Origin of the sequence: Kitasatospora sp. NPDC048296 (assembly GCF_043201815.1) — a bacterium.
Taxonomy (GTDB): domain Bacteria; phylum Actinomycetota; class Actinomycetes; order Streptomycetales; family Streptomycetaceae; genus Kitasatospora.
In genome coordinates this window covers 59,699-85,491 of record NZ_JBICZB010000002.1, presented here as the reverse complement: position 1 = coordinate 85,491, position 25,793 = coordinate 59,699, and the positions used below count along the sequence as shown (strand labels likewise).

Here is a 25,793-nt window from a genome sequence, read left to right as displayed (position 1 = left end):
CGGTCCGGCCGTGCGGTCGGGCCCGCGGTCTGAGGGTTGACGGGGCGGGTCTCTCCTGCGGTCCGCTCAGGGAGCCACAGGGGTCTACGTGCGTAGAAAGCGATCTGTAGACGGTAGGCCTGGCCTCGGTGGCCTGACAATACGTTGGCGGTAACGCGTCTGGGGCGATCTTGTTGCGCGGACACGCGGGTGGCCCTGGGTGGGATGAAACGCTGATCTACCCCACACGCGCGCTCCTTACTCATTCGAGTGAAAGCGAGCGCCCAGGGTGCGGAATCCGCCGCCAGCGGGTAACACGCCGATGGACGTCACGACGGGCCGCCGCATCGGCGCCTGGCGGCGTGAACTCGGGTATCTGGCAGTCGAATCGAACGACGGCACGGCGACGACACGGGGTGGCAACGGGACCAAGGGGGTGGTGGGGATGGCAGCGCTCGGCAGGCGCGCGGAGCGTGCTTCGGATGCGGCGGGTACTTCGAGTGCGGCGGGTACTTCGGGTACTCCGGCTACGGCCGTGGGCGGCGGCCCGGTGGCGACGGGGCGGGCGCCCGCCCTGCCCGCCTGGGCCGGCCTGCTGCTCGCCCTCGGTGCGGTGCTGCCGCTCGTCCTCGGCTGGCTGCTGCACCACCGCCAGGCGCCGCAGGCGCGGGAGGTCGCCCTGCGGCTGGCCGGTTCCCGCACCGCCGCCGAGGCGCTGATCGGCGGGCGCACCGGGGACTACACGGCCGCCCTGCGCGCCGAGCTCTGGCCGGTCGCCGGGTACGGGTTGACGTTGGTGGCCGCTGCGCTGCTCGGCCGGTACGTGTTCGGCCCGCGGCGTGGGCGCGCCCTGGCGCTGGCGGTCGGCGGGGCCGGTCTGCTCGCGGCCGGCTGCGACCTCACCGGCAGCCTGCTGCTGCGCGTCGCGCTCGACCACCACGGCTCCGACACCCCCTTCGCGGTGGCGGCCGCGCTCGCCACCGTCGCGTGGCTGCTGCTCCTGCCGGCCGGGATGGCCGCGGCGGGCGTGCTGCTGGTGACGGCCACGCGGGCGGTGCGCGGACTGCTGTCCTCCGCGTCGAAGCCCGCAGTCGGGACGGACGAGACGGATCGCCCGGCGCTGATCCCACCCTGGCCGACAGCCGCCCGACACGACGGGCGCGCCCGGTACGACGGGGACGGCGGGCAGTCAGCCGAGGGGCCGTCCGAGGCCCACACCCACTGGCGCGACGCCGCACGGGTGCCGCCCGGCCGCGAGCCCGCCGAGCTGGGGTTCTGCGCCTCGGGCGGCGGCATCCGCTCGGCCTGCGTCACGCTCGGGGCGCTCCAGGCGCTGCGCCCATGGCTCAAACGGGCCCGGTACCTGGTCTCGGTCTCGGGCGGCGGGTACACCGTGGGCGCGCTGCAGCTCGCGCTCAGCGACTCCGCCCCCGGCAGCCCGGTGCACGCCGTCTCGGGCCTGACGGCCGACACCGTGCTGGAGCCCGGCTCCCCGGAGGAGGACCACCTCCGTCGGCACGGCAAGTTCATCGCCGACGGCGCCGGCGAGTGGCTGGTCGCCCTCGGGACGCTGCTGCGCGGCGTGCTGTCGGCGCTCACCCTGCTGCTGGCCGCCGTTCTGGTGCTCGGCCTCGGACTCAGCCGCTTCTACCGCGCCGTCCCGCTCACCGATCTGCACGCCCTGGCGGCCGTCGGTCTGCGCCACGCGGGCGCCGTGCCGGGCGAGTTGGCCTTCCGGACGCCCGCGCTGGCCGGCCTCGCCGCACTGCTGGCCGCGGCGGCCGGGTGCTGGCTGCTGTGGCTGCTGGCCTTCCCGCCACTCGGCTGGCACGCACTGCTGCCGCGCACCCTGCACCGGCTCTACTCCGCCGCGCTCGCGCTGGCCGCCCTGCTGGCCGTCGGGGTGCTGGCGGTCCCCGGGCTGGCCTGGGGCGCCGTCCGCCTCCAACAGGCCCTGGCCGCCGGTCCGCGGCTGACCGGTGCCGGGCTCAGCCTGACCGTGGTGCTCAGCTACCTCGCCCTGTTGCTCGGCATACTCTGGCGCGACCGCCGGACGATCCGCAGCGGCGCGGCCGCGTTCGCCGGGGCGCTACGCGGCGCCGGCCGGCTCGGCGGCGGCCTGACCGCCAACCTGCCGCAGTACATCGTGGTCTGGGCGGCCCTCACCGCACTGACGGCCTGCGCGCTGCTGGCCCTCGGCTGGGCGGTCGCCACCGGGTACGCCTGGCCGACGGCCGTGCAGGTGCTGCTGCCGCTGGTGCTCGCTGCGGTCGGGCTCAACCTCGACCAGACCTGGATGAGCCTGCACCCGTTCTACCGGCTGCGGCTGGCCTCCGCGTTCGCGGTCCGCCGGGTCACCGACGGCGGCCGGTCGTTCGCCCGCGGGTACGACTTCTACCGGGAGCAGACCTGGCTGAGCCACTACGCGGCCCGGCACCCCGACTTCCCCCAGGTGATCTTCTCGGCGGCGGCCAACCTCTCCGGCAACTCCCGCACGCCGCCGGGCCGTCGGGCGGTCTCCTTCTCGCTCTCCCACGACTACGTGGGCGGTCCGGACGTCGGGTACGCCCGCACCGACCTGCTGGAGCGGCGCACCCGGCGACACATCGCCCGGGACCTCACCGTGCAGTCGGCGATGGCCGTCTCCGGGGCCGCCTTCTCCTCCGCCATGGGACGCCAATCCCGCGTCTACCAGGGGCTGTTCGCGGTGACCAACGCCCGGCTCGGAACGTGGCTGCCCAACCCTGCGGTGCTCGGGCCGGCCTGGTCCGGCACCCCGGACTGGCGCCGCGCCGCGCAGCCCGCCGTCCGCCGACTCCCCTACCAGCTGCGGGAGCTGACGGGCCGGTTCCCGGCGGACGACCGCTTCCTGCTCACCACCGACGGCGGCCACTACGAGAACCTCGGACTGGTCGAGCTGCTGCGGCACCGGGTGCGGACGGCGGTGTGCATCGACGCCAGCGGGGATTCGGGCTACGCGGCCAACCTGGCCGCCGCGATCACGCTGGCCCGCGAGGAGCTGGGCATCGTGATCACCCTGCACCGGCCCGAGCTGCTGATCCCGGGCAGCGCCACCGCCGAGCGGGACGGCGGCGGAGCGCCCCTGCGCGGGCTGGCGGCCCAGCTCTCCGACCGGCTCTCCGCCCGCGGGGTGATCACCGGCGACATTCGCTACCCCCGCACCGACGGCCTCCCAGAGTCCGACCGGCACGGCACGCTGATCGTCCTCCAGGCCGTGCTGACCGCTGGCATGCCGTACGAGCTGCACTCCTACGCGGTGGCCAACCAGGCCTTCCCCAACGACGGCACCAGCGACCAGTGGTTCAACCACCAGCAGTTCGACGCCTACCAGACGCTCGGGCGCTACCTGGGCGAGCAGGCGGGGCCGGTGATCGAGCAGGCCCTGTCGGCCGCCGCGGACGACTCCGCGGCGCCTGTCCCCGCACAGTCGCCGGGCAGCGTGTCCTCGGCGTCGGGCAGCGTGTCCTCGGCGTCGGGCGGCGCGCCCTCGGCATCGGGCAGCGTGTCCTCGGCGTCGGGCGGCGCGTCCTCGGCATCGTCCGAGCACTCGGCTGCGGCGCCGTCGGCCGCGGCTCCCCTGGCTCCGCGCCGTCCTGCCGAGAGTTAACAGGGCGCAACAGACGGGCGCCCCGGCTTGACTTCGTCCGACCGGCTCGGAAAAGATCCGGTGCATGGACTCCGGCGCCACTCTGGTCTGCCGCCTGCACGTCGATCTGCGACGCCAGGCGAGTTCCATCTGTGCCTGTTGACCTTGCTCCTCCCCGCCGGTCCCGCCCTGTGACCTCTGCCAGGGCCCGCGCCGTGCACCCGTGCCCGCAGTTCTGACTCCTGTCGTACTCCCGCCTCGCCCGGCGGCACCGTGCGTGCCGTGCCCGGTCGTGCCGGGTCGCTCCGCCGACTCGCGCCCGCCGGGCACCACCGCAGCCGCCGGACCCGGCCGCACCCCGCCGACGTTCCCGCCGCACCCGAGGACGCCCCCATGAGCCTGGACCTCGCCTCCGAGACTCCGACGCAAACCCCCCAGACACCCGCCGACGAGCGCGCCCGCGCTCCGCTGACCCCGAACTCCCTGCGGAGCATCGTCCGCGAGCTGGCCGAGCAGCCCGAGCAGTGGATCCACCTGGTCCGCCTCTCCACCGAGGAGCGCTGGTACCAGCGCCTGGTGGCCGAGGACGACCATGAGGTGTGGCTGATCAGCTGGCTGCCCGGTCAGTCCACCGGCTTTCACGACCACGGCGGCTCGCGCGGCGCGTTCACCGTCGCGCTCGGCGAGTTGGAGGAGCTGTCCCTCGGCGGCCCGGAGCAGGGCCTGCTGATCCGCCGGGTCCCGGCCGGCACCGCCCGCGCCTTCGGCCCCGAGTACGTGCACGATGTCCGCAACACCGCCTCCGGCCCGGCCGTCACCCTGCATGCCTACTCGCCCCCGCTCAGCTCGATGGCGCACTACGACCTGCGGGCCGGCGGGCTCGTCCGTACCTCGGAGGAAGGACCAGAGCAGTGGTGACCACGATCGACGACCTGGTGGCACGGGCCCGAGAGGGCGTCCACCGCCCCCGCGCCCAGGAGGCGCACCTGGCCCAACTGGCGGGCGCGCTGCTGGTGGACATCCGTCCGGCGGCGCAGCGGGCGGCCGAGGGTGAGATTCCCGGCTCACTGATCATCGAGCGCAACGTCCTGGAGTGGCGGCTCGACCCGACCGGCAGTCACCGCATCCCCGAGGCCTCGGGTTACGACGTCGAGCTGATCGTGGTCTGCTCCGAGGGCTACGCCTCCAGCCTGGCCGCCGCCTCGCTGCGCGAGTTGGGCCTGCACCGGGCGACCGACCTGGACGGCGGCTTCGTCGGCTGGGCCGCTGCCGGGCTGCCGACCCGTCCGGGCGGCTGACGTCGAGGCCCCGACAGGAGCGGGGACGAAGGACTCAAGCCGGGCCTGAGCCGGGCTCCACGGCGCGTGCCGGACGGTAAATCACGGACAGGAGATGATGCAGGTCATAATCTGATCGGAGTTTCCGCCGGTCCAAAGCTGGGCAGCCACGCGGGCGGAAGAACGCCCGGGCGGTTGGACCCGCCGTCACACGAACGACCCGACCGAACGACCGAACGACCGAACGAGACAGGCGCCGCCTCCCCGGGGCGCCCTGACGAGGAAACACCCCGTGATCAGATTCGAGGGCGCCGGCAAGCGCCACCCCGACGGCACGATCGCCGTCGAGGGCCTGGACCTGGAGGTCCCGACCGGTCGGATAACCGTCCTGGTCGGACCGTCCGGCTGCGGCAAGACCACGCTGCTGCGCATGGTCAACCGGATGGTCGAGCCCACCTCCGGCCGGGTACTGCTGGACGACACCGACGTCGCCCAGCTGGAACCCGCCAAGCTGCGCCGCGGCATCGGGTACGTGATCCAGCAGGCCGGGCTCTTCCCGCACCGCAAGGTGATCGACAACATCGCCACCGTCCCCTACCTCCTCGGCTGGGACCGCAAGAGGGCCCGCGCCCGCGCCGCCGAACTGCTGGAACTGGTCGGACTCGCCCCGGAGACCGCCAGGCGCTACCCGTTCCAGCTGTCCGGCGGCCAGCAGCAGCGGGTCGGCGTGGCCCGCGCGCTGGCCGCCGACCCGCCGGTGCTGCTGATGGACGAGCCGTTCAGCGCGGTCGACCCGGTGGTGCGCGCCGGGCTCCAGGACGAGTTGCTGCGGCTGCAGTCCGAACTGCACAAGACGGTGCTGTTCGTCACCCACGACATCGAGGAGGCCGTCCGACTCGGCGACCAGGTCGTGGTGCTGCGCGAGCACGGCCGGATCGCCCAGCTGGCCGACCCGCACACCTTGCTGACCACGCCCGCCGACGACGGCGTGGCCGCCTTCCTCGGCCGCGACCGGGGCCTGCGCGGCCTCGGGCTGCGCCCCGCCACCGCCGTCCCGCTGCGCCCGGTGGGCGAGGGAGTCCGGTACGGGGGCTGGGAGTTGGCCCTGGACGACGAGCGCCGCCCGATCGGCTGGATCGACCGCACCGCCGTCACCGCCGAGCTCCAGCCGGTGGCCGGATACCGCCCGGACACCGACACCCTGCGCACCGCCCTGGACGCCGCCGTGCTCTCCCCCGCCGGGGTCGCGGTCGCGCTGGACGCCGGGGGCCGGGCCGCAGGCACCGCGAGCCGCGAGGCGATCCTCGCCGCACTCGCGCCCGCCGGCCGAACCACCGACGCCCTCAAGAAGCCCGTCGGCACCGGCGAGACCACCGACACCGGCAAGGCCCCGGACACCGGCAGGACCCCGGACAGCGGCAAGACCCTCAGCACCGACCGGACGGACGGAGCCGACGGTGGACGATGAACCGATCGTCCGCTGGTACTGGATCGGCGACCACCTCGGCTACCTCGGCCACCTGCTCGCCGACCACGCCCTGATCGCGCTGCTCCCGGTGCTCATCGGCCTGCTACTGGCCGTCCCGCTCGGCCTGGCCTGCGCCCGGTTCCCCCGGCTGTATCAGCCGCTGGCGGCCGTGTTCAACATCGTCTACGCGCTGCCCTCGCTGGCCGTGTTCGTGGTGCTGATCCCCTACACCGGGCTCGCCACCCAGGCGACCGTGATGATCCCGCTCGCCTTCTACGCCCTCGCCGTCCTCCTGCCGACCACCGTGGACGGGCTGCGCGCCGTCCCGGAGTCGGTCCGGCAGGCGGCCACCGCGATGGGGTACGGACCCTGGCACCGGCTGGCCTCGGTCGAACTGCCCGCTGCCGTGCCGTACCTGATCGCCGGGCTGCGGGTCGCCGCGGTGTCCAGCATCTCGCTGGCCAGTGTCGGCGCGCTGGTCGGGCGCGGCGGGCTCGGCTACCTGTTCATCGACGGCTTCCAGCGCACCTTCCCGACCCCGATCGTGGCCGGCATCGTGCTGATCGCCGCGCTCGCGCTGGTCGTCGACCTGCTGCTGGTGGCCGCCCGGCGGCTGCTCGCGCCGTGGGCCGTCCGGGAGAAGGGAGCAGGCTCGTGAACTGGCTCAACTGGCTGAACGACTTCTTCTCCGCCCCGGACCGCCGCAGCGGCCCGGACTCGATCGTGCACCGGGTCGCCGAGCACCTGCAGCTCTCCGGCGAGGCCCTGCTGTTCGCGACCGTCCTGGCCGTGCCGCTCGGGCTGCTGATCGGCTACACCGGGCGCGGCGTCACCGCGGTCACCGCGCTGGCCGGCGCCGCCCGCGCCCTGCCCACCCTCGGCCTGGTGACGCTCGCGGTGCTGCTCGGCGGGGTCGGCGACACCGCCGTGCTGATCCCGCTGGTCGCGCTCGCCGCGCCGCCGCTGCTGGTGGCGGCCGTCGAGGGGGTGCGGGGCACCGACCCGGACGTCCGGGACGCCGCGCGCGGCATCGGGCTGACCCACCCCCAGGTGCTCTTCCAGGTCTGCCTGCCGTCGGCCGCGCCGACCCTGCTGGCGGGCTTGCGCACCGCGACCGTCCAGGTGATCGCGACCGCCACGGTGGCCGCCTACGTCGGGCTGGGCGGCCTCGGCCGCTACGTCATCGACGGCCTGGCCACCCGCCAGTACGCGGTGACCGTGGGCGGCGCGCTGCTGGTGGTACTGCTCGCGGTCGGCGCCCAGCTGTTCTTCGCCCTGCTCGCCCGGTTCGCGCTCCCGCCCGGGATGCGCGCCCAGCGCCGGGCCCACTGAAGCCCTCCTCTCCCATCCGCTCCGGAAGGACAACTGTCACCATGTCGACATTGAAGAGAAGCAGGCGTGCCGTCCTCCTCGGCACCCTCGCCGCGCTCGCCCTGGGCGCGACCGCCTGCGGCTCCTCCAGCAGCAACCCGCTCGACGGGGGTTCGACCGCCGCGGCGGGCACCACCGCCTCCGGGGGCGCCGCGGCGGCCGGCGGCGGCTCCGGGTCGACGGTCGTCGTCGGCTCGGCGAACTTCCCGGAGAACGTCCTGCTCGGCTCGATCTACTCGCAGGCGCTCAAGGCCAAGGGCGTCAAGGTCGAGGAGAAGTTCAACATCGGCAGCCGCGAGGTGCTCTACGGGCAGCTGCAGAGCGGCAACCTGACCGTCCTGCCCGAGTACAACGGCGCGCTGCTCGCCTACCTGGACGCCAAGGCCACCGCCGTCACCACCCAGGACGTGAACGCGGCGCTGACCAAGACGCTGCCCGCCTCGCTGGCGATCCTCGACTCCTCGCCCGCCGAGGACAAGGACTCGCTCAGCGTCACCCAGGAGACCGCCGACAAGTACGGCCTCAAGAGCATCTCCGACCTCACCGCCAAGGCCGGCGAGTTCACCATCGGCGGCCAGCCGGAGTTCAAGTCCCGCCGCGAGCAGCAGTTCAAGGACGTCTACGGGCTCACCTTCAAGGAGTGGAAGCCCACCGCCGACACCACCGCGAACGCGCTCAAGGACGGCAGCATCCAGGTCGGCAACGTGTTCACCACCGACCCGAAGATCGTCCAGTACAAGCTCGTTCCGCTGACCGACCCGAAGAACGTCTTCGGCGCGCAGAACATCACCCCGCTGGTCAACAAGGCGGGCGTGGACGCCACCGCGACGGCGGCGCTCAACGCGGTGTCGGCCAAGCTCGACACCGCCGGGCTGACGGGGCTGATGAAGCGCGTCGCGATCGACAAGGAGGACCCGTCGGCGGTGGCCAAGGACTGGCTGAAGGCCAACGGCCTCGGCTGACGACCTGTACGACGACCGAGTCGTAGGGCGAACGGCTGGTGCGGTGGACGGCGGCGCGGAGGCATCGGCTTCCGGGCCGCCGTCCACCGCCCGTTGTCCGCCGCCCGCCGTTCACAGCCCGCCGTTCACCGTCAGGCGGGACCTTCCCTTCGGCGCCGCGAACATGACAGTGTGGCGCCATGCGCACTCGTCTCCTCGCCGCCACCCTCACGGCACTCGCCGCGGTGAGCCTCGCTGCCTGCTCCAGCTCGGGATCGAGCTCGGGCAAGGCCACCACTGCGGCCGGTTCCCCCACCACCGCCGCCGCCAACCCGTCCGACGCCTCGACCGGCTCGGCCGCCGCAACGCCCGCCACCTCCACGCCCTCCACGCCCTCCGCGCCCTCCGCGTCTGCTACCGCCGACGGCGCCACCGGCGCACCCGCGGGCTCCTCGCCCGGCGCGGACGGGTCGGCCCCGGCCAAGCCCGCACCGCCCGCCGATGCCGGGTTGCCCGCCAAGCCGGACTCCGACCTGACCGGCAAGGTGGTCGCCGCGCTGAACGCCATCGACCCGGCGATCGTCGGCGGCAAGCCCGACCAGGTGGTGGAACAGGCCCGCAAGCAGTGCCAGTCGATGTACCAGTTCCCCAAGGACAAGGCAAAGCTGATCGAGCTGGCCGATCAGCACTTCACCTCGCCCGACCACCCGCAGGGCTTCGGCCCCGACACCGCCGCGAAGATCAACGACGCGCTGCGCACCACGCTCTGCCCGTCGCCGCGCTAGCGCGATCCGCGCCCCCGAACCGCCCGGCGTCCTGAGCTCCGGGCAGCCGTGGCCGCGCCCCGCCCGCCGGGTGCGCGGCCATCGGCGTTCGCGGGCCGGGCAGCGCGGTTCACCCACCATCACGCCTGGCACCCCGCCCGCCACGTTCTGCCGCTCCGCTTCCCGCTCATGCACGTCGCCTGCGAGCGGCGCACGGAACTCCTGGGCGACGACGCGTGGTTGACCGAGGCCGTCGAGAAGCTGACGCCGCCGCACTGCCACCGGGAGACCACCGCCCTGCGACCGGTGGAGCAGAAACCGGGCGACCTGCGCCGCACCACCTGACGGTTCCTCCCCCGCCACCCCGGCCGCCAATCCGTTCCGTTCGGCGGCCGGGGCCGTATGCTGACGAACAGTCAGGACTCTTGACAGGCCAGTGGTCTAGTCCAAACATAAGCATGTCGATCCGACCGGGATGCACTGTGGGGGTGTGACCACCGGCGGCTGAGGCACCGCCCTGCCCTGCCCTGCCCTGCCCTGCCCTGCCCTGCCCTGCCCTGCCCTGCCCTGCCCTGCCCTGCCCTGCCCTGCCCTGCCCTGCCCTGCTCCGCTCCACCCCCCGCTCCGTACGGCGTGCGCACGTTCGCACCGTCGCCCGCCTCCACGCGAGTCGGCGGGTTCCGCACGCCCTTGTGTCCGCACCGAACCCCCCGAACCAGGGTCCGCGCGGCCGCCCCCCACACGGCCGCCGACGCCCCGGCCCGCTCCCACCGCCCCAACGTCCTGCCCCACCACGTCCGTTGGAGAATCCATGCGTCTTCGCAGAACCGTCCAGGCCGCGCTGACAGCCTGTGCCACCCTGGCCGCCTCAGCCGGCCTGGTCGCCGCCGGGACGGGCACCGCCCAGGCCGCGACCCCGCTGCCCAGTCGGGTGTTCGCCCCCTACTTCGAGTCCTGGACGGGCCAGAGCCCCGCCACACTGGCCGCGCAGTCCGGCGCCAAGTACCTGACCATGGCCTTCCTGCAGGCCGCCACCAAGGGCTCCTGCACCCCGTACTGGAACGGCGACACCTCCAAGCCGGTCTCCTCCTCGACCTTCGGCGCCGACATCGCCACCGTCCGGGCCAACGGCGGGGACGTGATCCCCTCCTTCGGCGGCTACACCGCCGACAACACCGGCACCGAACTGGCCGACAGCTGCACCGACGTCAACCAGATCGCGGCCGCCTACGAGAACCTCATCACCACCTACGACATCAGCCGGATCGACCTCGACATCGAGGACAACTCGCTGACCAACACGGCCGGGATCGACCGCCGCAACAAGGCGATCAAGACCGTGCAGGACTGGGCCGCCGCCAACGGGCGCAACGCCCAGTTCTCCTACACCCTGCCGACCACCACCAGCGGGCTGGCCGACAACGGCCTGGCGGTGCTGCGCAACGCGGTCAGCAACAACGCGCGGATCGACGTCGTCAACATGATGACCTTCGACTACTACGACGGCGCCACCCACGACATGGCCGCCGACACCCAGACCTCCGCACAGGGCCTGTACAACCAGCTGGCCAAGCTCTACCCGTCCAAGACCCCGGCGCAGCTGTGGGGTTCGATCGGGATCACCGAGATGGTCGGCATCGACGACTACGGAGCGGCCGAGACCTTCACCGTGGCGAACGCCACCACGGTGTACAACTGGGCGGTGTCGAAGGGCATCAACACCCTGTCCTTCTGGGCGCTCCAGCGCGACAACGGCGGCTGCGTCGGCAAGGGCGGGGACGACTCCTGCTCCGGCATCGCCCAGAACACCTGGGACTTCAGCCACATCTTCGCGCCGTTCACCAACGGCTCGACGGCGACCAACGACTTCTCCGTCGCGGTGAACCCGAACTCCGGTACGGTGGCGGCTGGTTCGTCCTCCTCGGCGAGCATCGCGACGGCGGTGACCGCCGGTTCGGCGCAGAGCGTCAACCTCTCGGTCAGCGGCGCCCCGGCGGGCGTCACCGCCACCGTCACGCCCGGCAGCGTCACGGCCGGCGGCAGCGCCACGCTCAACATCGCCACCACCTCGGCGGTGGCGCCCGGGAGTTACCCGCTGACCGTGACCGCCACCGCGCCCTCCGGTACCCACACCGCGACCTACTCGCTGACCGTCACCGGGACGACCCCGTCGACCGGCCTGACCAACGGCGACCTGGAGACCGGGAGCCTGGCCCCGTGGACCTGCCAGAGCGGCGGCGCCGTGGTCTCCACCCCGGTCCACTCCGGCTCCTACGCGCTGCAGGCCGCGCCCGGCGCGAGCCAGACCGGCGAATGCACCCAGACCGTGACGCTGAAGCCCAACACCAGCTACACCCTGAGCGGCTGGGTGCAGGGCAACTACGCCTACATCGGCGTCAGCGGCGGTGCCACCGGGAGCACCTGGGCCAACTCCTCGGGCTGGACCAAGCTGTCCGTCCCCTTCACCACCGGCGCCTCCGGCGCCGTGACGGTGTACCTGCACGGCTGGTACGGGCAGGGCGATGTCTACGGGGACGACTTCTCGATCTCCTAGTGGCTGTGGGCTGACGGCTGACGTGCAACAGATGACGGCTGACAGATGTTGAAATCTGTCAGCCGTCATCTGTTCGCCGAAAGCCGTCACCCCGCCGCGGCCCGCAGCCGCCCCGGCCGGCACATCGTCACGTACGCCACCAGTGCCAGCACCCCGCACCCCAGCACCACCACCGCCAGCAGCACCGCCGACGGCCGTCCGCCGAGGCTGCTCAGCGGTGCGACCAGCGCGCCGCACAGGAAGTTGCCGGTGCCCAGCAGCGCCGAGGCCGTCCCCGCGACCTGCGGCTCGACCAGGCTCAACGCCTGGGCCGCCGTGTTCGGCAGGACCACCCCGAGGCTGCCCATCAGCACGAACAGCGGCGGGCAGAACCCGGCCAGCCCGAAGTCCCAGACCGTTGTCAGCAGCACCAGCGCCATCCCCGCCGCGACCGCCGTGGCGAGCCCGCCCAGCATCAGCGACCGTGCCGTGAAGCGCGGGGCCAGCACCCGCCCGTTCAGCTGGGTCATCACCACGATCGACAGCGAGTTGAGCCCGAACAGCAGGCTGTAGGTCTGCGGCGAGACCTGGTACACGTGCTGCAGCACCGTCGACGACCCACTGATGTAGCCGAACAGCGCACCGAAAGACAGCGAGCTGGTCAACGCCAGCCCCAGGAAGGGCAGTCGGCGCAGCAGCCGCCCCATGGTGCGCAGCGCAGCGCCCGCCCCGCCGCCGTTCCGGGCCTGTGGCGGCAGCGTCTCGCGCAGCGCGCCGAAAGCGGCCAGAGTGAGCAGCAGTCCGAGCGCCGTCAGCGCGCCGAAGGTGCCGCGCCACGAAGTGAACCGCAACAGCTGTGCGCCGATGATCGGGGCGAGGATCGGCGCCAGCCCGGATATCAGCGCGATCGAGGCGAGGAAGCGCAGCATCGCCACGCCCTGGAAGCGGTCCCGGGCGACGGCGCGCCCGATGACCAGCCCCGCCGACCCGGCCGCACCCTGGACGAAGCGGGCGGCGATCAGCACCGACAGGTTGGGCGCGAGCACGCACACCACGCTCGACACGGTGTAGACGACCAGCCCCGCCAGCAGCGGCGGTCGGCGCCCGAAGCGGTCGCTGAGCGGTCCGAAGAGCAGCTGACCGGCCGCGACCCCGAACATCGAGAAGGTGAGGGTGAGCTGAACGGCCGCCGGTCCGGCCGCCAGGTCCTCGGCGATCGCCGGCAGACCGGGGAGGTAGAGGTCGGTGGTGAGCGGGCCGAGCGCGGTGAGTCCGCCGAGGACCGCGATCATCGCCCGGCCGGCACCGGCCCGGCCGACGACGGGCGAGGTGCCGGATGCCGACGCGGTCGATGCGGGAGCGGTTGATGCCGGTGCGGTTGATGCCGGTGCGGTCGATGCGGAAGCGGTCGATGCCGGTGCGGTTGATGCCGGTGCGGTCGGTGCGGAAGCGGTCGATGCCGGTGCGGTTGATGCCGGTGCGGTCGGTGCGGAAGCGGTCGACATGTCGTCGGCGGGGCCGACGGTCGGGCCGGGCATGGCTCTCCTAACGGACGCGGTGACGTGGGTTCGTTTGCGATCCGTCCTTTCGCAGCCCGGCGGGGGAACGACAGCAGGGGTGCGCCCGGGCGGATCCGCCCACCGGTCGATCGCGGCGCGCGCACGACGCTCGACACGCGCACGACGACGGCCCGCCCGCACCTTCCGGTGCCCGGCGGGCCGTTCCACTCCCTGGTCAGGACGGCTGATCCGGGATCAGCGCCCGGTCAGCACCCTCAGTGCTTGGCGACGTGCTCGGCTCGAAGGGCCGCCTGCAGCGTCGCGCCGTCCTGCCACGCGTAGAGCTGGTTGCCGGTGAGCGTCACATTGTAGTACCCGCAGGTACCGCTCGCCTTGGTCGCGATGCTCTCCGGGAACCAGCCCGCCTTGAGCGAGAGCGGCACCGGGTGCGGGCCCTTGCCCAGCAGCCCGGCGGTGCAGCCGGCGGGCAGCCGGCCCTCGGGGAGGGTGGCGCGCAGCAGGCGGTCGTCGCCCGAGGTGGACATCACGTACTTCACCGAGGAGGCGTTGTCGGGCAGCCAGGCGGGCATCGAACGGCGGTCGGCCTTGGCCTGGGACCCGCTCTCGTACGAGGCCTGCTCCTGATGGCGCCCGTCCCACCACTCGGACACCCGCGGGCCGATTGCCACGGCGGCCACGGCAACGGCCATGCCGGTGCCCGCGACTCCCAGCGCGACCTTGCTCACGATGCCCTTCATACCCGACTTCCCTCTCCGTGTCCGGTGCCGATGTGTCGGTTGCCGGAGTGACCGCGCTCGGCCCGTCCGGACCGTCCGGCGGAGCGGTCCGCCGTCCGGGTGTATCCATCCTGGCCCGGACCGCCCCTTCGGATCGTCACCACGAGGTCGCGATCTTGCACCCAACCCACGGGGTACCGTCTCCACCTTCAGGCGTATGTCCGGCGGCCGGTCCCCGAGGTACGGGCCGTTCGGGCCCGCGATCGAGCGTGACTCAATCGCCGGCCCGTCGCAGTCCGGCCTGCTGCACCCGGGGGGAACGGACCGCCCCGAACGGCCCGCAGGACGGTGCGACGGCAGGTCAGATCGTCGCGGACACCGGCCGGGCGACCGGGAAGGGGCGCCCGTCGAGGGTCCAGTGCGGGTCGATGGGACGCAGCAGGGAGGCGTACACCTGGGCGGCGACGTCGGGGTGGCGGATCTCGCCGGTGGGCGGGCCGGCCGGGATGTCGTGGCCGGCGCAGGCGACCCAGGCGGTCCGCTCCTCGACGGTGCGGCCGCCGTGGCCACCGGCGTCGACGTGCCCGTGGTCGGTGACGACGATGACGGTCCACTGCTCCTCGGCGTAGCTCGCCCGGCCGCGGACGGCGTCGAGCAGACGGCCGAGGCGCTCGTCGGCGGTGCGCATCGAGGCGCGGTACTCCTCGCCGCAGCCGAGGAAGTGGGCGGTCTCGTCCACGGCTCCGAGGTAGACGAAGGAGGCCTCGGGGTCGGCGGTGGAGAGGACGTGGACGGCCTCCCGGGTGATCTCCTCGTCGACGGTCTCCCAGGCCTCGGGGGTGTCCTCGGCCGGGGCAATGTAGGAGAGCCGGCCGGGGGCGCGAAAGAGCGGGCCGCCGGACTCGTTGATCATCAGCGGGTCCCAGCCGGCCGCGACGAAGGTGCGGCGGCGGTCGCCGCGGTTGAGGCGGGTGGCGAAGTCGGGGAAGACGTCGAGCCGGTTGCCGCCCAGGTGGTTGCCCCAGACACCGTGCTTGGCGGGCTCGACGCCGGTCACGATGGTGGCCCAGCACGGCCCGGACATGGTGGGCGTGGTGTCCGCGACGGTGACCGGCACCAGGAACCCGGCCTCGGCGACCTCCTGGAGGCGCGGCATCGCCACCTCGGCCAGGTAGTCGTGGCGGACTCCGTCGATCCCGACGACGAGCACGCGGGGGCGGGGCCACTGGGCTGGGGACATGGCGGGGCTTCCTTTCGGTGGTGCGCACGCGGCCGCGCCCGCCGAGGGCGCCGCCGACCGCGCCATGCTTCACCGCCCGCCGTACCGATCGGCGTCGTCCTGTCGAACGGAGGGTGTCCGCGAGGTGTCGGAAGGTCGCCGGTCGCCTGTCGCGTCAGCTTTCGGTCAGCCGTCGGTCAGGCCGGCTTTCGGTCGGCCGTCGGTCGGGCCGGCTTTCGCTCAGCCGTCGGTCGGCGGGCGGACGAAGCGGCGATCGGCCTCGGCGAGTTCGGCGGCCGGTCCGGCGGCGCGCAGCACCACGTCGAGCACCCGCTCCGGGTCGGCGGCGTAGCAGTGTGCGAACCAGGGCAGGTTGGCCTCGACCACGGCCCAGTGCTCGGCCGGGTCGTACGGGTCGGCGACCGGGCCGACGTCCAGGGCGACGGCGCTGGGCAGGGTGTCGCCGACGACGTCGAGCAGGCGGCGGGCGAAGGCGGCGGCCCCGTCGGTCAGCGGCGCCGGGTCGAGGCGGCCGAAGCGGGCGTAGCGGCTACCGGTGAGCACCTCGCCGTCGCGGACGAACAGCCGGTACTCGGCGGCGAAGGTCACCGGTTCGCTGACCAGGACGGGGGTGTCGGGGCCGATCCGCTCACCGGCACGAGGCAGCCGGGAGCCGTCCGGGTAGACGGCGGGCGGGATCGACTTGTCGGCGGGCGGCTTGACGAAGGCGGGGTTGCGCAGCGTCCAGGCCTCGGCGAGGGTGGTGAGTTCGATCCGGCGGCGGGTGAACTCCTCGGGGAGGCGGGCGAGCCAGTCGTCCTCGGGTTCGAGCAGGGCGAGGCCGAGCGGCGCGGCGATCCGGGCGGCGGCGAGCGGGCCGCCGTACCAGTGGACGGGCCGCCCGGCGAGCCGCCCGACCGCGCCCGGGCCGTCCAGGACGGCGGTGGTCAGGCCGCGCCGGGCGGCGGCCTCGGCGAGCAGGGTGGTGGTGCTGGTCCGCTGAGCGGAGGTGAGCAGGACCCGCCCCACCGCATCCGTACCGGCCGTGCCGGAAGGCGCCGTGGCCGTACGCGGCACACCCGAACGCGAGACATCCGTACGCGCCGTACCCGTACGCGCCGTATCCGTACGCGGTGTCACGGCTGTGGCCGGAACTCGTGGACGACCTCGATCCGGCCGACGATGTGCCGGTTGAACTCCGCCAGGTCCTCGGCAGGCACCCAGAGTTCAAGGATGGTCCGGCCGCCGGCCTGCTGCACGGGATAGCGGTCCAGGAAGGCGGTCTCGACCTTGAAGCGGGTCACGTAGCCGACGCCGGAGGCGGGCACGTTCCAGTCGCGGGCGATCCGGATCGCGTAGTCCTCATTGAGGACGGGGTAGAAGATCGGCTGCTCGGGCAGCCTGGGCGGCCAGGCGCGCCAGTCGGCGGCCTCGACCAGCGCCAGTTCCTCGGGCCCGGTGGGGCGCCAGAGGGTGGTGGTCGGGGGCGTCCGGGTCGTCCCGGTGGTCTGGCCGTTCATGGCGGGAACGGTAGCCGGGCCGCGACGGGCCCGGCTACCGGATTTCCGCTGGTCGGCGGGGCGGACGGGACGTCAGCGGTAGGCGGACTCGCCCGTGATGGCCTCACCGAGGACCAGGGTGTGGATCTCGCTGGTGCCCTCGTAGGTGAGCACCGACTCCAGGTTGTTGGCGTGCCGCAGCACCGGGTACTCGGTGGTGATGCCGTTGGCGCCGAGGACGGTCCGGGCGCTGCGGGCGATCTCCAGCGCGGTGCGGACGTTGTTGAGCTTGCCGAAGCTGATGTGCGGCGGGCGGGCCGCGCCCTCCTCCTTGAGCCGGCCGATCCGCAGCGCCACCAGGTAGGCCTTCTCGACCTCCAGCATCATCTCGACCAGCTTCTGCTGGGTGAGCTGGAAGCCGGCGATCGGGCGGTCGAACTGGATCCGGCTCTTGGCGTAGTCGAGGGCCGCGGTGTAGCAGTCGCGGGCGGCGCCGACGGTGCCCCAGAGGATGCCGTAGCGGGCCTCGTTGAGGGAGGAGAGCGGTCCGCGCAGGCCGGTGACCCCGGGCAGCACCGCGTCGGCGGGCAGCACCACCTCGTCGAATGCGAGCTCGCTGGTGACCGAGGCGCGCAGCGAGAGCTTGCCGTGCACGTCGGCGGCGGTCAGGCCGCGGGTGCCGCGCTCGACCAGGAAACCGCGCACGCCCTGCTCGGTCTGCGCCCAGACCACGGCGACGTCGGCGATGCTGCCATTGGTGATCCACATCTTGCTGCCGGACAGCACCCAGTCGCCGCCCTTACCGCCCTTCTGGACCGCCCGGGTGCGCATGTTGGCCGGGTCCGAACCGAAGTCGGGCTCGGTGAGGCCGAAGCAGCCGATCAGCTCGCCGGCCGCCATGCCGGGCAGCCAGCGCTGCTTCTGCTCCTCGGAGCCGAAGGCGTGGATCGAACGCATCGCCAGGGAGCCCTGGACGGACACGAAGCTGCGCAGTCCGGAGTCGGCCGCCTCCAGCTCCATGCAGGCGACCCCGTAGGCCACGGCGTCGGCGCCCGCGCAGCCGTAGCCGTCGAGGTGCATGCCGAGCACGCCGAGGGCGCCGAGTTCGGGGGCGAGTTCACGGGCCGGGAAGACGCCGCGGTCGAACCAGTCGCCGATGTGCGGGCGGATCCGCTCCTCGGTGAACTTGCGGACGGTGTCGCGGATCAGCCGCTCCTCGTCGGAGAGGAGGTCGCCGACGGCGAGCAGGTCGGACGGGTCGATCCGGGGCGGCTTCGTCATTGAAGTTCCTTGTGCTCTCGGCGGAATATGGCGGAATATGCGGGATGTTCGGTGGTCGGCCGGGTGCCGGGTACCGGGAGTATCGCGCACGCGGCCGGACGTCGGCCGGACGCGAAGGCGTGAGGAAAGCGACACGGGGACACGGGGAGGCGGAACATGGCGCGTTGGGCGCTGGTGGTCGAGGAGACGGTCGGCATCGGCAGGGACCGGACCTGGGGCAACAAAGTGCTCGGCGAGGTCGAGGGCACCCGCGAGGAGGCCGTCGCGGAGCTGCGCCGGATCGTGCCGACGTACACCCCGGATCACCCGATGAGCAGCCGGCGGAAGACGCTCCTCCGGGACGGGGACACCTATCTGCTGATCTCGCAGGGGAGCATGCGCGACTACCACTGTGTGTTCAAGGTGTGGGAAATGCTGTGGGACAGCAAGCGCCCGGAGGTGCAGGCGGAGCGGTTGACGGAGGAGTGACCGGCGCGGGCGGGGCACCCGGCGGCGGCGGACAGGCGGCGGCGAACGGACGACAGCGAACAGATGACAGATTTCGAAATCTGTCATCTGTTCGCTGAAAGTTGTCAGCTGTTCGCCGCCAGGCGGCTGCCCCGCGCCGTCACGCCACCCCGCACACCCGCAGCAGCGCCGTGGTCGCCGCGCTCGCGACGACCACCACCGGGAAAGGCGCCCGGCGCCAGGCGAGCACCCCGGCGACCAGCACCCCCGCCGGGCGCGCCCACCCCGCGAAGCCGTGCCCCTGGGTCAGCGCGCCGGTCGCCACCAGCGCGACCAGCAGCACCGCCGCCGCGACGGCCAGCAGGTGCCGCAGCCGATCCGAGAGCGCGAGCCGGTGCCCCAACAGAGGCCCGGCCACCCGGTAGGCGTACGTCCCGACCGCCAGCAGCAGGATGGCGTGGAGCGGCATCATCGGACGTCCTCCTTCACGGCCACAACGGCGACCTCCGGCCCCGCCGGCTCCTTCACTCCCGGCCGACCTGCGAACAGCAGCCCGACCAGGGCGAGCAGCACGGGCACCCCGGCCGGCACGAACGGCGTGGCCGCGACGGCCACGACCGCGCCCGCCACCGCCGCCGTGCGAGTCCCGCGGTCCGCGAGCGAGGGCAGAACCAGCGCGAGCAGCACCGCCGGGAAGGCCGCGTCCAGGCCCAGCACGTCCGTGTCGCCGATCAGCCCGCCCGCGAACCCGCCGAGCAGCACCGCGGCGTTCCACACCACGAACAGCGAGACCCCGCAGATCCAGAACACCGCCCGGCGCCGCCGCGGGTCGCGCTGCCGCAGCACGAAGGCGGCGCTCTCGTCGGTGAGCAGCTGCGCCCCGAACAGCCTTCGCCACCAAGGGCCTTGGAGCACGTCGGCGACGGCGAACCCGAACGGCAGCAGCCGGGCGTTGAGTACCAGCCCGGTGGCGACGGCCGCCAGCGCGCCGCCGCCGGACAGCACCACGCCGACGGCCGCGAACTGCGAGCCGCCCGCGAAGACGAGGACGGAGAGAGCGACCGGCACCCAGAGGGGCAGACCGCCGGACACGCTGATCGCGCCGAAGGAGACGCCGACCAGGGCGTCGGCGAGGCAGACCAGGGCGATGTCACGGAGAGTGGCTTGTTCCAGTGTTCGGAGAAGCGAACGCATGTCCACCAGAGTGAACCCGCCGCCCGCAGTTCGTCAAGGCGAACGAAGAGACCGACATAACGAACGAACGCCGCCGCGGACGGCCGTGGCAGCATGAGCGGCACCAACCACCGAAGACCGACCGACACCGACGACCGACCGACACCGACGAGGGAGCCGGGAGAAAGCGTGAGTGGCGAACATGAGTGACCAGACCGCCCAACCCACGGGCGCCAACGGCTCCGGCACGGAGCTGATCGGCCAGATCGCCGCCTCCATCCGGCGCGAGCGCGAGCGCAGCGGACTGTCGATGACCGAGCTGGCCCGGCGCGCGGGCATCGCCAAGTCGACGCTCTCGCAGCTGGAGTCGGGCGCGGGCAACCCCAGCGTGGAGACGCTCTGGGCGCTCGGGGTCGCGCTGAACGTGCCCTTCAGCCGGCTGGTCGACCCACCGCGCCCGACGGTCAAGGTGCTCCGGGCCGGGGAGGGCCCGGTGACCCACTCCGAGCAGGCCAACTACGCGGCCACCGTGCTCTCCTCCTGCCCGCCGAACGCCCGGCGCGACATCTATCGGATCGAGGCCCAGCCCGGCGAGACCAGGGCCTCCGACCCGCACATGCCCGGCACCGTCGAGCACGTGATGATCGGCTCGGGCCGGGCCCTGGTCGGCCCGAGCGAGGCACCGGTCGAGCTGGGCCCGGGAGACTACATCAGCTACCCGGGCGACGCCCCGCACCTGTTCCGCGCCCTCGTACCGGACACCCTCGCGGTGATCGTGATGGAGCACATCTGACGAATCACCGCCCTCCTCCTCCCCCGGACGCCCCGGGGCCGGCCTACTTCAACAGCCCGTCCAGGAAGGGGTTTCCGAACACCCGGTGCGGGTCGTACCGGTCCAGCACGGCGACCGCCTCGTCCCAGCCCGGCCCGCCCCCGGCACGCAGGCTGTCGGGGATGGCCCGGCCGAGCACGTCCGGGTCGGACCAGGCCGCGTCGGCGGTGTAGGCCCAGCCCTTGGACCACTCGACCCGCAGGCCCGCCCGGGTGCCATCGAAGGTGCGCAGCAGCCACTGCTCCAGGTCCCGGGCGAAGCGTTCCAGGCCGGGGGTGCCGGGGAAGGCGAGCACGTCGAGCCAGACCGCGGTGTCCCACTCCGGCCGGTCGGCCCGCGGCCGCAGCGCGGACAGCAGCGGGGGCCGGGCGCCGGGGACGCCGGAGTACGTGGGGTCCTCCAGGCCGGTGACCCGGATCTCCACCGCACCGTTCACCGGGAACTCGCCCCTGGCCTGGTACTCGCCGAGCAACTGCCGGTAGTAGGCGGCGAATTCGCTGACCACCCACTGCAGGTCGGCGCGCTTGACCAGGACCGCGTAACCGTTGGCGGTGACCCGCAGCGTGGTGGGCCGGACGTACTGCAGCAGGGTGCGCGAGGGGCCCCAGAGGTCGGAGCGCAGGCCGCCGGCAAGCAGGTGGGTGATCAGGTCGCCGGTGAGCAGGTCGCGCAGCAGTCCGCCGGAGAGCAGGACGTCGGTGAGGTCACCGGTGAGCGCCACCTTGGCGATGAGGTACTGGAGTTGGCCGAACAGCGGGGCCGATCCCCAGGCTCCACTGATGATTTGCCCGGCCAGCTGGGCGACCGGTTCCGGAACGCTGTCCGAGAAGGGGTAGTTGTAGGGCTGGTCGACGGCCTTCGAGGCGAGCGGCTTGGTCGGGGTGACGGTCCAGGTCTTGAGCCACGGGTACTCGGTGTAGGCGAACCAGATCGCCTCGACCCGGCCGTCGCGCTCCACGAAGTCGGCGAGCGTGCGCGGGCCGCCGCCGCCCAGCAGCCCGCCGAGCAGCCCTCCGAGCAGTCCGCCGCCACTGCCGCTGCCGGGGCGGGCGAACAACTCGGTGGCCGGGATGTCGAGTCGGCTGACGCAGCGCAGCGGCCGGTCCGCCCCGGCCCGCAGCACCACCTCGGTGAGGAAGGCCCGGCCCAGGTGCACCAGGAAGGCGGCGCTGTCGGCCTCGGCGCGGTCGAAGGTGCGCAGCGTGTAGCGACCGGTGGCCGGGTCGAGGACGACGGCGGTGAGCCGGACCACCTGGTTGCTGACCGAGCCGTAGCCGTGCCCGTCCAGCCGCTGTTCACCGGCCGCGGGGGCGGCCGTGCCGTGGCCGCCGATGGCGAGCACGCCGCCGACGGTGAGGTCGCCCGGGGCCGGGCAGGCCGTCAGGCCGAGGCCGCGGTCGGCCAGGTGGGCGAGGAGCGCCTCCATGCTCGCGCCGGTCTGCGCCCGGACGGTGGTGGGCGAGTCGACGGTGAGGGCGGTGAGGTGGCGGCTGGTGTCCAGGAGCAGGACGCGGGCGCTGTCCGGGGTCCCGTTGGCGACGGTGAGCGGCGCCCAGGTGTGCCGGTAGCCGGTGGCACGCAGTCGCCAGCCGTTGGCGTACGCCCAGTCGGCGAGCGCCGGGACCTCCTCGGGGGTGCGCGGCGTGCAGGTCCACAGCTGGTCGGTGCGGATCTCGCCGGACCAGTTCTGGAAGACCCGCTGGAAGAGTTCGGTGCCGGCGGGCAGGCCGGGCGGTACGGGCGTGGCGGCCTCGGCACTGTCCGGGCCGACGGTGCCGCGCAGCAGCCAGGCCGCGCCGCCGAGTGCAGCCGAGGCGCCGAGCAACCGCCGCCTGCTCAGACCGCTCCCCCGGCTGCTCCCCGACTCGTTCCCCGCCCCGCCCGCTCCGCCGTTCACACCGTGTCCTGCGGTCATCCTGGTCCGCCCCCCTGCGCCTGCGCTGGTGTCCCCCCGGGCCGTGCTGCGGCGTTCCGGGGCGGGCCGGTGTCCGCCCGGCCCGGTCAGGAGCGTACGAAGTGCCGTACGGCCGTTTGAAGCGATCCGGCCGGGATCTCACTCCTTCGAGTGATCACGGCCCGAACGGCTGCGGACCTCCCGTACAACGCTCGTCAGCCCGGCGCCGCGAGGGCGGCCTCCGCACGGAGCCACCACCGGTCGGCCGCCGAGCCCGGCACCCAGACCCGGTCCTTGCCGGGCTCTTCCGGGAACGCATAGGTTGATCTTGACCACCGACCCCCACCCGCCCGGAGCCTCGCCTTGCCCTCGTCCGCGTCGCTGACCGTCACCGTCGCCCAGCCCGTCTGCGCCGAGCCCGGCCGCCCGGACACCGTGTCCGTCAACGTCGAGCGGCACGCCGAGGCCGTCCGGGCGGCCGGGACCCGCCTGGTGGTCTTCCCCGAGCTGTCGCTCACCGGCTACGACCTGGCCGCCCCCGCCGTCGACCCGGCGGACCCCCGGCTCGCCCCGCTGGTCGAGGCCTGCGCCGCCACCGGCGCCCTCGCCCTGGTCGGCGCGCCGGTCGCGGAGGCGGGCGGACGCGAGGCCATCGCCACCCTGGCGGTCACCGGCGAGGGCGCCACCGTCGTCTACCGGAAGATGCGCCTGCACGGCGAGGGAGAGCCCGACCGCTTCGCCCCGGGCGAGAAGCCCGTCGTACTGGAGTTGGACGGCCTGCGGCTCGGCCTCGCGATCTGCGCCGACGCCGCCGACCCGACGCACGCCGAGGAAACGGCCACGCTCGGCATCGACGTCTACGTCGCCTCCGCCCTGTACGGCCCGGGCGCCGCGCAGGCCGAGCGGCGGGACGCCCACTGCCGGGCCCGCTCCACCACGCACGGGATCCAGGTCGTGCTGTCCACCAGCGCGGGGCCGACGGGCGTGTTCCCGGACAGCTCGGGCGGTTCCGGCGTCTGGGCGGCGGACGGGTCGCTGGTCGCCCAGGCCGGCACCGAGCCTGGCGAACTGGCCCGGGCCGAGCTGACCCGGCTGTAGCGGCGCCGCCGGCGGATCACCGGTGGATCATTCGGCCCCGGGTGGAAATACCCGGGGCCCGCGCGCGGCTGTCGTGATCGGTGAATCAGTCGGTGAATCAGTGGATCGGCCGATCGGTACCGGATCGGCGGACCGGTGGACCCGTGACCGGGCCGAGCGGGCCCGTACAGGAGGTGCAGCGCGCGATGGGTGACGAGCGGGAGAAGTCGCAGGACTACCGGGTCGAGCACGACTCGATGGGCGAGGTGCGGGTGCCGGCCGACGCGAAGTGGCAGGCGCAGACGCAGCGGGCGGTGGAGAACTTCCCGGTGTCCGGCCAGCGCCTGGAGCGCGCGCACATCGCCGCGCTGGCCCGGATCAAGGCGGCGGCGGCCCGGGTGAACGCCCGCCTCGGGGTCCTGGACGAGGAGACGGCCGGGGCGATCGCGGCGGCGGCCGAGGAGGTCGCGGAAGGCCGCTGGGACGACCAGTTCCCGGTGGACGTGTTCCAGACCGGTTCGGGCACCTCCTCGAACATGAACGCCAACGAGGTGATCGCCACCCTGGCCGGCGAGCGGCTGGGACGGCCCGTCCACCCGAACGACCAGGTGAACGCGAGCCAGTCGTCCAACGACGTCTTCCCCTCCTCGATCCACATCGCCGCGACCGCCGCCGTCACCCACGACCTGATCCCGGCGCTGGAGCACCTGGCGGAGTCGCTGGAGCGCAAGGCGGCCGAGTTCGCGCAGGTGGTCAAGTCGGGCCGCACCCATCTGATGGACGCCACGCCCGTCACGCTCGGCCAGGAGTTCGGCGGCTACGCGGCGCAGGTGCGGCACGGGCGGGAGCGACTGCTGGCGACACTCCCCCGGGTCGCCGAACTGCCCCTCGGCGGAACGGCGGTGGGCACCGGCATCAACACCCCGCCCGGCTTCCCGGCGGCGGTCATCGAGGAGGTGGCCCGCGCCACCGACCTGCCGCTGACCGAGGCCCGGGACCACTTCGAGGCGCAGGGCGCGCGGGACGCGCTGGTCGAGCTGAGCGGTCAACTGCGCACGGTGGCGGTCGGGTTCACCAAGATCGCGAACGATCTGCGGTGGATGGGGTCAGGCCCGCGCACCGGCCTCGGCGAGATCAACCTGCCGGACCTGCAGCCGGGTTCGTCCATCATGCCGGGCAAGGTGAACCCGGTGCTGCCCGAGGTGGTGCTGATGGTCGCCGCCCAGGTGGTCGGCAACGACGCGACGGTGACGCTGGCCGGCGCGAGCGGCAACTTCGAGCTGAACGTGATGCTCCCGGTGATCGCCCGCAACGTACTGGAGTCGGTGCGGCTGCTCACCAACAGCGCCCGGCTGCTGGCCGACCGGACGGTGGACGGCATCACCGCCAACGTCGAACGGGCCCGCGAGTACGCGGAGTCCTCGCCCTCGGTGGTGACGCCGCTGAACCGGTACATCGGGTACGAGGAGGCGGCGAAGGTCGCCAAGCAGGCACTGGCCGAGCGGAAGACGATCCGTCAGGTGGTGCTGGAGCGCGGGTACGTCGAGCAGGGCAAGCTCACCGAGGAGCAGTTGGACCAGGCGCTGGATGTGCTGCGGATGACCCATCCGTAGGCGGTTGCGCAGTCGCACTTCCGCAGTCGTGGGCGTTCCCGTCGAACGCGCGCCGGGGCGTGGCGGGCTCGCGCCCTCCGCGCCCCGGACACGGGCTGTGGGGAAGATCAGCCCTTGGCGCGGCCGGCCCGGCCGAGCCGCATCGCTGCTCCGTTCGCTGTGATCGTGGCCATCGAGATCGCCGCGAGGCCGAGCAGGAACATCACGGCACCGGCGATGACGCAGGTGACGATGTTCCTGCCGAGCGCGACGGACCCGGAGACGGCCCAGGGGGAGAGGATCGTCCAGACACCGAGCGCGGTGGCCGCCCAGGCCCGCGCGTGCGTCCGTTCGTAGGCCGATCCGTAGCCGGCCATCAGCGCCGTGTAGGCCAGACCCACGATCAGGCAGGTCACGGTCAGGGTGCTGAACGCGCTGAAACCGACGATCCACGGCGATGCCGCCAGGAAGAGGCCGGCCAGTACGGCCAGGGCTTCGGCGCCCTGGGCGCGGGGAGTCAAGGTGACCCGCTCGTAGTGCTCCCGGAGTTCGACGATGTCCGGGTGGTGCTCCATGCCCGTCGGCATATGGGTTGCCACCGAT

At 73.2% G+C, this 25,793-nt stretch carries 25 protein-coding genes; 15 read left to right on the top strand and 10 right to left on the bottom strand.

The window, feature by feature from the left end:
• Positions 1–514: 514 nt before the first annotated feature.
• From ACGF12_RS02125 to ACGF12_RS02075, 11 genes are all read left to right on the top strand, one after another.
• Entirely contained in the window at positions 515–3,607 is a 3,093-nt protein-coding gene (locus tag ACGF12_RS02125) for a hypothetical protein (RefSeq protein WP_393024149.1), read from the top strand.
• A gap of 64 nt (positions 3,608–3,671) precedes the next feature.
• A complete protein-coding gene (locus ACGF12_RS02120) occupies positions 3,672–3,749 on the top strand; it encodes a putative leader peptide (RefSeq protein ID WP_107086570.1) in 78 nt (25 codons plus the stop codon).
• A gap of 230 nt (positions 3,750–3,979) precedes the next feature.
• The gene (locus ACGF12_RS02115; protein ID WP_393024146.1) at positions 3,980–4,504 is read left to right on the top strand and encodes a cysteine dioxygenase; all 525 of its coding nucleotides are present in this window, start codon (positions 3,980–3,982) and stop codon (positions 4,502–4,504) included.
• Positions 4,498–4,884 (top strand): rhodanese-like domain-containing protein, encoded by a 387-nt coding sequence (locus ACGF12_RS02110; protein ID WP_387614206.1) that lies wholly within the window; start codon positions 4,498–4,500, stop codon positions 4,882–4,884. Before ACGF12_RS02115 ends, ACGF12_RS02110 begins: the two co-directional genes overlap by 7 nt.
• Positions 4,885–5,155: 271 nt before the next feature.
• Positions 5,156–6,331, top strand: a complete 1,176-nt coding sequence (locus ACGF12_RS02105) for an ABC transporter ATP-binding protein (protein ID WP_393024143.1) — start codon at positions 5,156–5,158, stop codon at positions 6,329–6,331.
• The gene (locus tag ACGF12_RS02100) at positions 6,321–6,989 is read left to right on the top strand and encodes an ABC transporter permease (protein ID WP_393024141.1); all 669 of its coding nucleotides are present in this window, start codon (positions 6,321–6,323) and stop codon (positions 6,987–6,989) included. Before ACGF12_RS02105 ends, ACGF12_RS02100 begins: the two co-directional genes overlap by 11 nt.
• Complete coding sequence (locus tag ACGF12_RS02095) at positions 6,986–7,663, top strand: ABC transporter permease (protein WP_393024139.1); 678 nt, start codon at positions 6,986–6,988, stop codon at positions 7,661–7,663. The genes ACGF12_RS02100 and ACGF12_RS02095 overlap by 4 nt, the downstream gene beginning before the upstream one ends.
• Before the next feature lie 41 nt (positions 7,664–7,704).
• A complete protein-coding gene (locus tag ACGF12_RS02090; protein ID WP_393024137.1) occupies positions 7,705–8,664 on the top strand; it encodes an ABC transporter substrate-binding protein in 960 nt (319 codons plus the stop codon).
• Positions 8,665–8,843: 179 nt separating this feature from the next.
• Complete coding sequence (locus ACGF12_RS02085) at positions 8,844–9,428, top strand: hypothetical protein (protein WP_393024134.1); 585 nt, start codon at positions 8,844–8,846, stop codon at positions 9,426–9,428.
• A gap of 168 nt (positions 9,429–9,596) precedes the next feature.
• Positions 9,597–9,752, top strand: a complete 156-nt coding sequence (locus ACGF12_RS02080) for a hypothetical protein (RefSeq protein ID WP_393024131.1) — start codon at positions 9,597–9,599, stop codon at positions 9,750–9,752.
• 466 nt (positions 9,753–10,218) lie between these two features.
• Positions 10,219–11,961 carry a glycosyl hydrolase family 18 protein gene (locus ACGF12_RS02075; RefSeq protein ID WP_393024128.1) on the top strand — a complete coding sequence of 581 codons (1,743 nt, stop codon included), beginning with the start codon at positions 10,219–10,221 and terminating at the stop codon, positions 11,959–11,961.
• Between the two features lie 86 nt (positions 11,962–12,047).
• On the opposite strand, the gene ACGF12_RS02070 is transcribed toward ACGF12_RS02075, so the two are convergent.
• From ACGF12_RS02070 to ACGF12_RS02045, 6 genes are all read right to left on the bottom strand, one after another.
• Complete coding sequence (locus ACGF12_RS02070; RefSeq protein ID WP_393024125.1) at positions 12,048–13,232, bottom strand: multidrug effflux MFS transporter; 1,185 nt, start codon at positions 13,230–13,232, stop codon at positions 12,048–12,050.
• Between the two features lie 482 nt (positions 13,233–13,714).
• A complete protein-coding gene (locus ACGF12_RS02065) occupies positions 13,715–14,197 on the bottom strand; it encodes a hypothetical protein (protein WP_393024123.1) in 483 nt (160 codons plus the stop codon).
• Positions 14,198–14,537: 340 nt separating this feature from the next.
• Complete coding sequence (locus tag ACGF12_RS02060; RefSeq protein ID WP_393024120.1) at positions 14,538–15,416, bottom strand: alkaline phosphatase family protein; 879 nt, start codon at positions 15,414–15,416, stop codon at positions 14,538–14,540.
• A gap of 219 nt (positions 15,417–15,635) precedes the next feature.
• Positions 15,636–16,472: an ATP-grasp domain-containing protein gene (locus ACGF12_RS02055; protein ID WP_393024117.1), complete on the bottom strand. Its 837-nt coding sequence runs from the start codon at positions 16,470–16,472 to the stop codon at positions 15,636–15,638.
• 59 nt (positions 16,473–16,531) lie between these two features.
• Positions 16,532–16,915, bottom strand: coding sequence for an ADP-ribosylation/crystallin J1 (locus tag ACGF12_RS02050; RefSeq protein WP_393024114.1), 384 nt, complete (start codon positions 16,913–16,915; stop codon positions 16,532–16,534).
• Between the two features lie 72 nt (positions 16,916–16,987).
• Positions 16,988–18,175, bottom strand: a complete 1,188-nt coding sequence (locus ACGF12_RS02045; RefSeq protein ID WP_393024111.1) for an acyl-CoA dehydrogenase family protein — start codon at positions 18,173–18,175, stop codon at positions 16,988–16,990.
• 156 nt (positions 18,176–18,331) lie between these two features.
• On the opposite strand from ACGF12_RS02045, the gene ACGF12_RS02040 reads away from it, so the two are divergent.
• Positions 18,332–18,643 carry a hypothetical protein gene (locus ACGF12_RS02040; protein WP_393024108.1) on the top strand — a complete coding sequence of 104 codons (312 nt, stop codon included), beginning with the start codon at positions 18,332–18,334 and terminating at the stop codon, positions 18,641–18,643.
• A gap of 139 nt (positions 18,644–18,782) precedes the next feature.
• Here ACGF12_RS02040 and ACGF12_RS02035 read toward each other — a convergent pair whose 3' ends face one another.
• Positions 18,783–19,091 carry an AzlD domain-containing protein gene (locus ACGF12_RS02035; RefSeq protein WP_393024614.1) on the bottom strand — a complete coding sequence of 103 codons (309 nt, stop codon included), beginning with the start codon at positions 19,089–19,091 and terminating at the stop codon, positions 18,783–18,785.
• The gene (locus ACGF12_RS02030; RefSeq protein ID WP_393024106.1) at positions 19,091–19,816 is read right to left on the bottom strand and encodes an AzlC family ABC transporter permease; all 726 of its coding nucleotides are present in this window, start codon (positions 19,814–19,816) and stop codon (positions 19,091–19,093) included. Before ACGF12_RS02030 ends, ACGF12_RS02035 begins: the two co-directional genes overlap by 1 nt.
• Before the next feature lie 181 nt (positions 19,817–19,997).
• On the opposite strand from ACGF12_RS02030, the gene ACGF12_RS02025 reads away from it, so the two are divergent.
• A complete protein-coding gene (locus ACGF12_RS02025; protein ID WP_393024103.1) occupies positions 19,998–20,588 on the top strand; it encodes a helix-turn-helix domain-containing protein in 591 nt (196 codons plus the stop codon).
• Between the two features lie 43 nt (positions 20,589–20,631).
• On the opposite strand, the gene ACGF12_RS02020 is transcribed toward ACGF12_RS02025, so the two are convergent.
• Positions 20,632–22,542 (bottom strand): cholesterol oxidase substrate-binding domain-containing protein, encoded by a 1,911-nt coding sequence (locus ACGF12_RS02020; protein ID WP_393024100.1) that lies wholly within the window; start codon positions 22,540–22,542, stop codon positions 20,632–20,634.
• 342 nt (positions 22,543–22,884) lie between these two features.
• Between ACGF12_RS02020 and ACGF12_RS02015 the strand changes: the two genes are divergently transcribed.
• Positions 22,885–23,619 (top strand): carbon-nitrogen hydrolase family protein, encoded by a 735-nt coding sequence (locus ACGF12_RS02015; RefSeq protein ID WP_393024097.1) that lies wholly within the window; start codon positions 22,885–22,887, stop codon positions 23,617–23,619.
• A 185-nt stretch (positions 23,620–23,804) separates the two neighbouring features.
• Complete coding sequence (locus ACGF12_RS02010; protein ID WP_393024094.1) at positions 23,805–25,211, top strand: class II fumarate hydratase; 1,407 nt, start codon at positions 23,805–23,807, stop codon at positions 25,209–25,211.
• A 107-nt stretch (positions 25,212–25,318) separates the two neighbouring features.
• Here ACGF12_RS02010 and ACGF12_RS02005 read toward each other — a convergent pair whose 3' ends face one another.
• Complete coding sequence (locus tag ACGF12_RS02005) at positions 25,319–25,765, bottom strand: SPW repeat protein (protein ID WP_393024092.1); 447 nt, start codon at positions 25,763–25,765, stop codon at positions 25,319–25,321.
• Between the last annotated feature and the right edge of the window lie 28 nt (positions 25,766–25,793).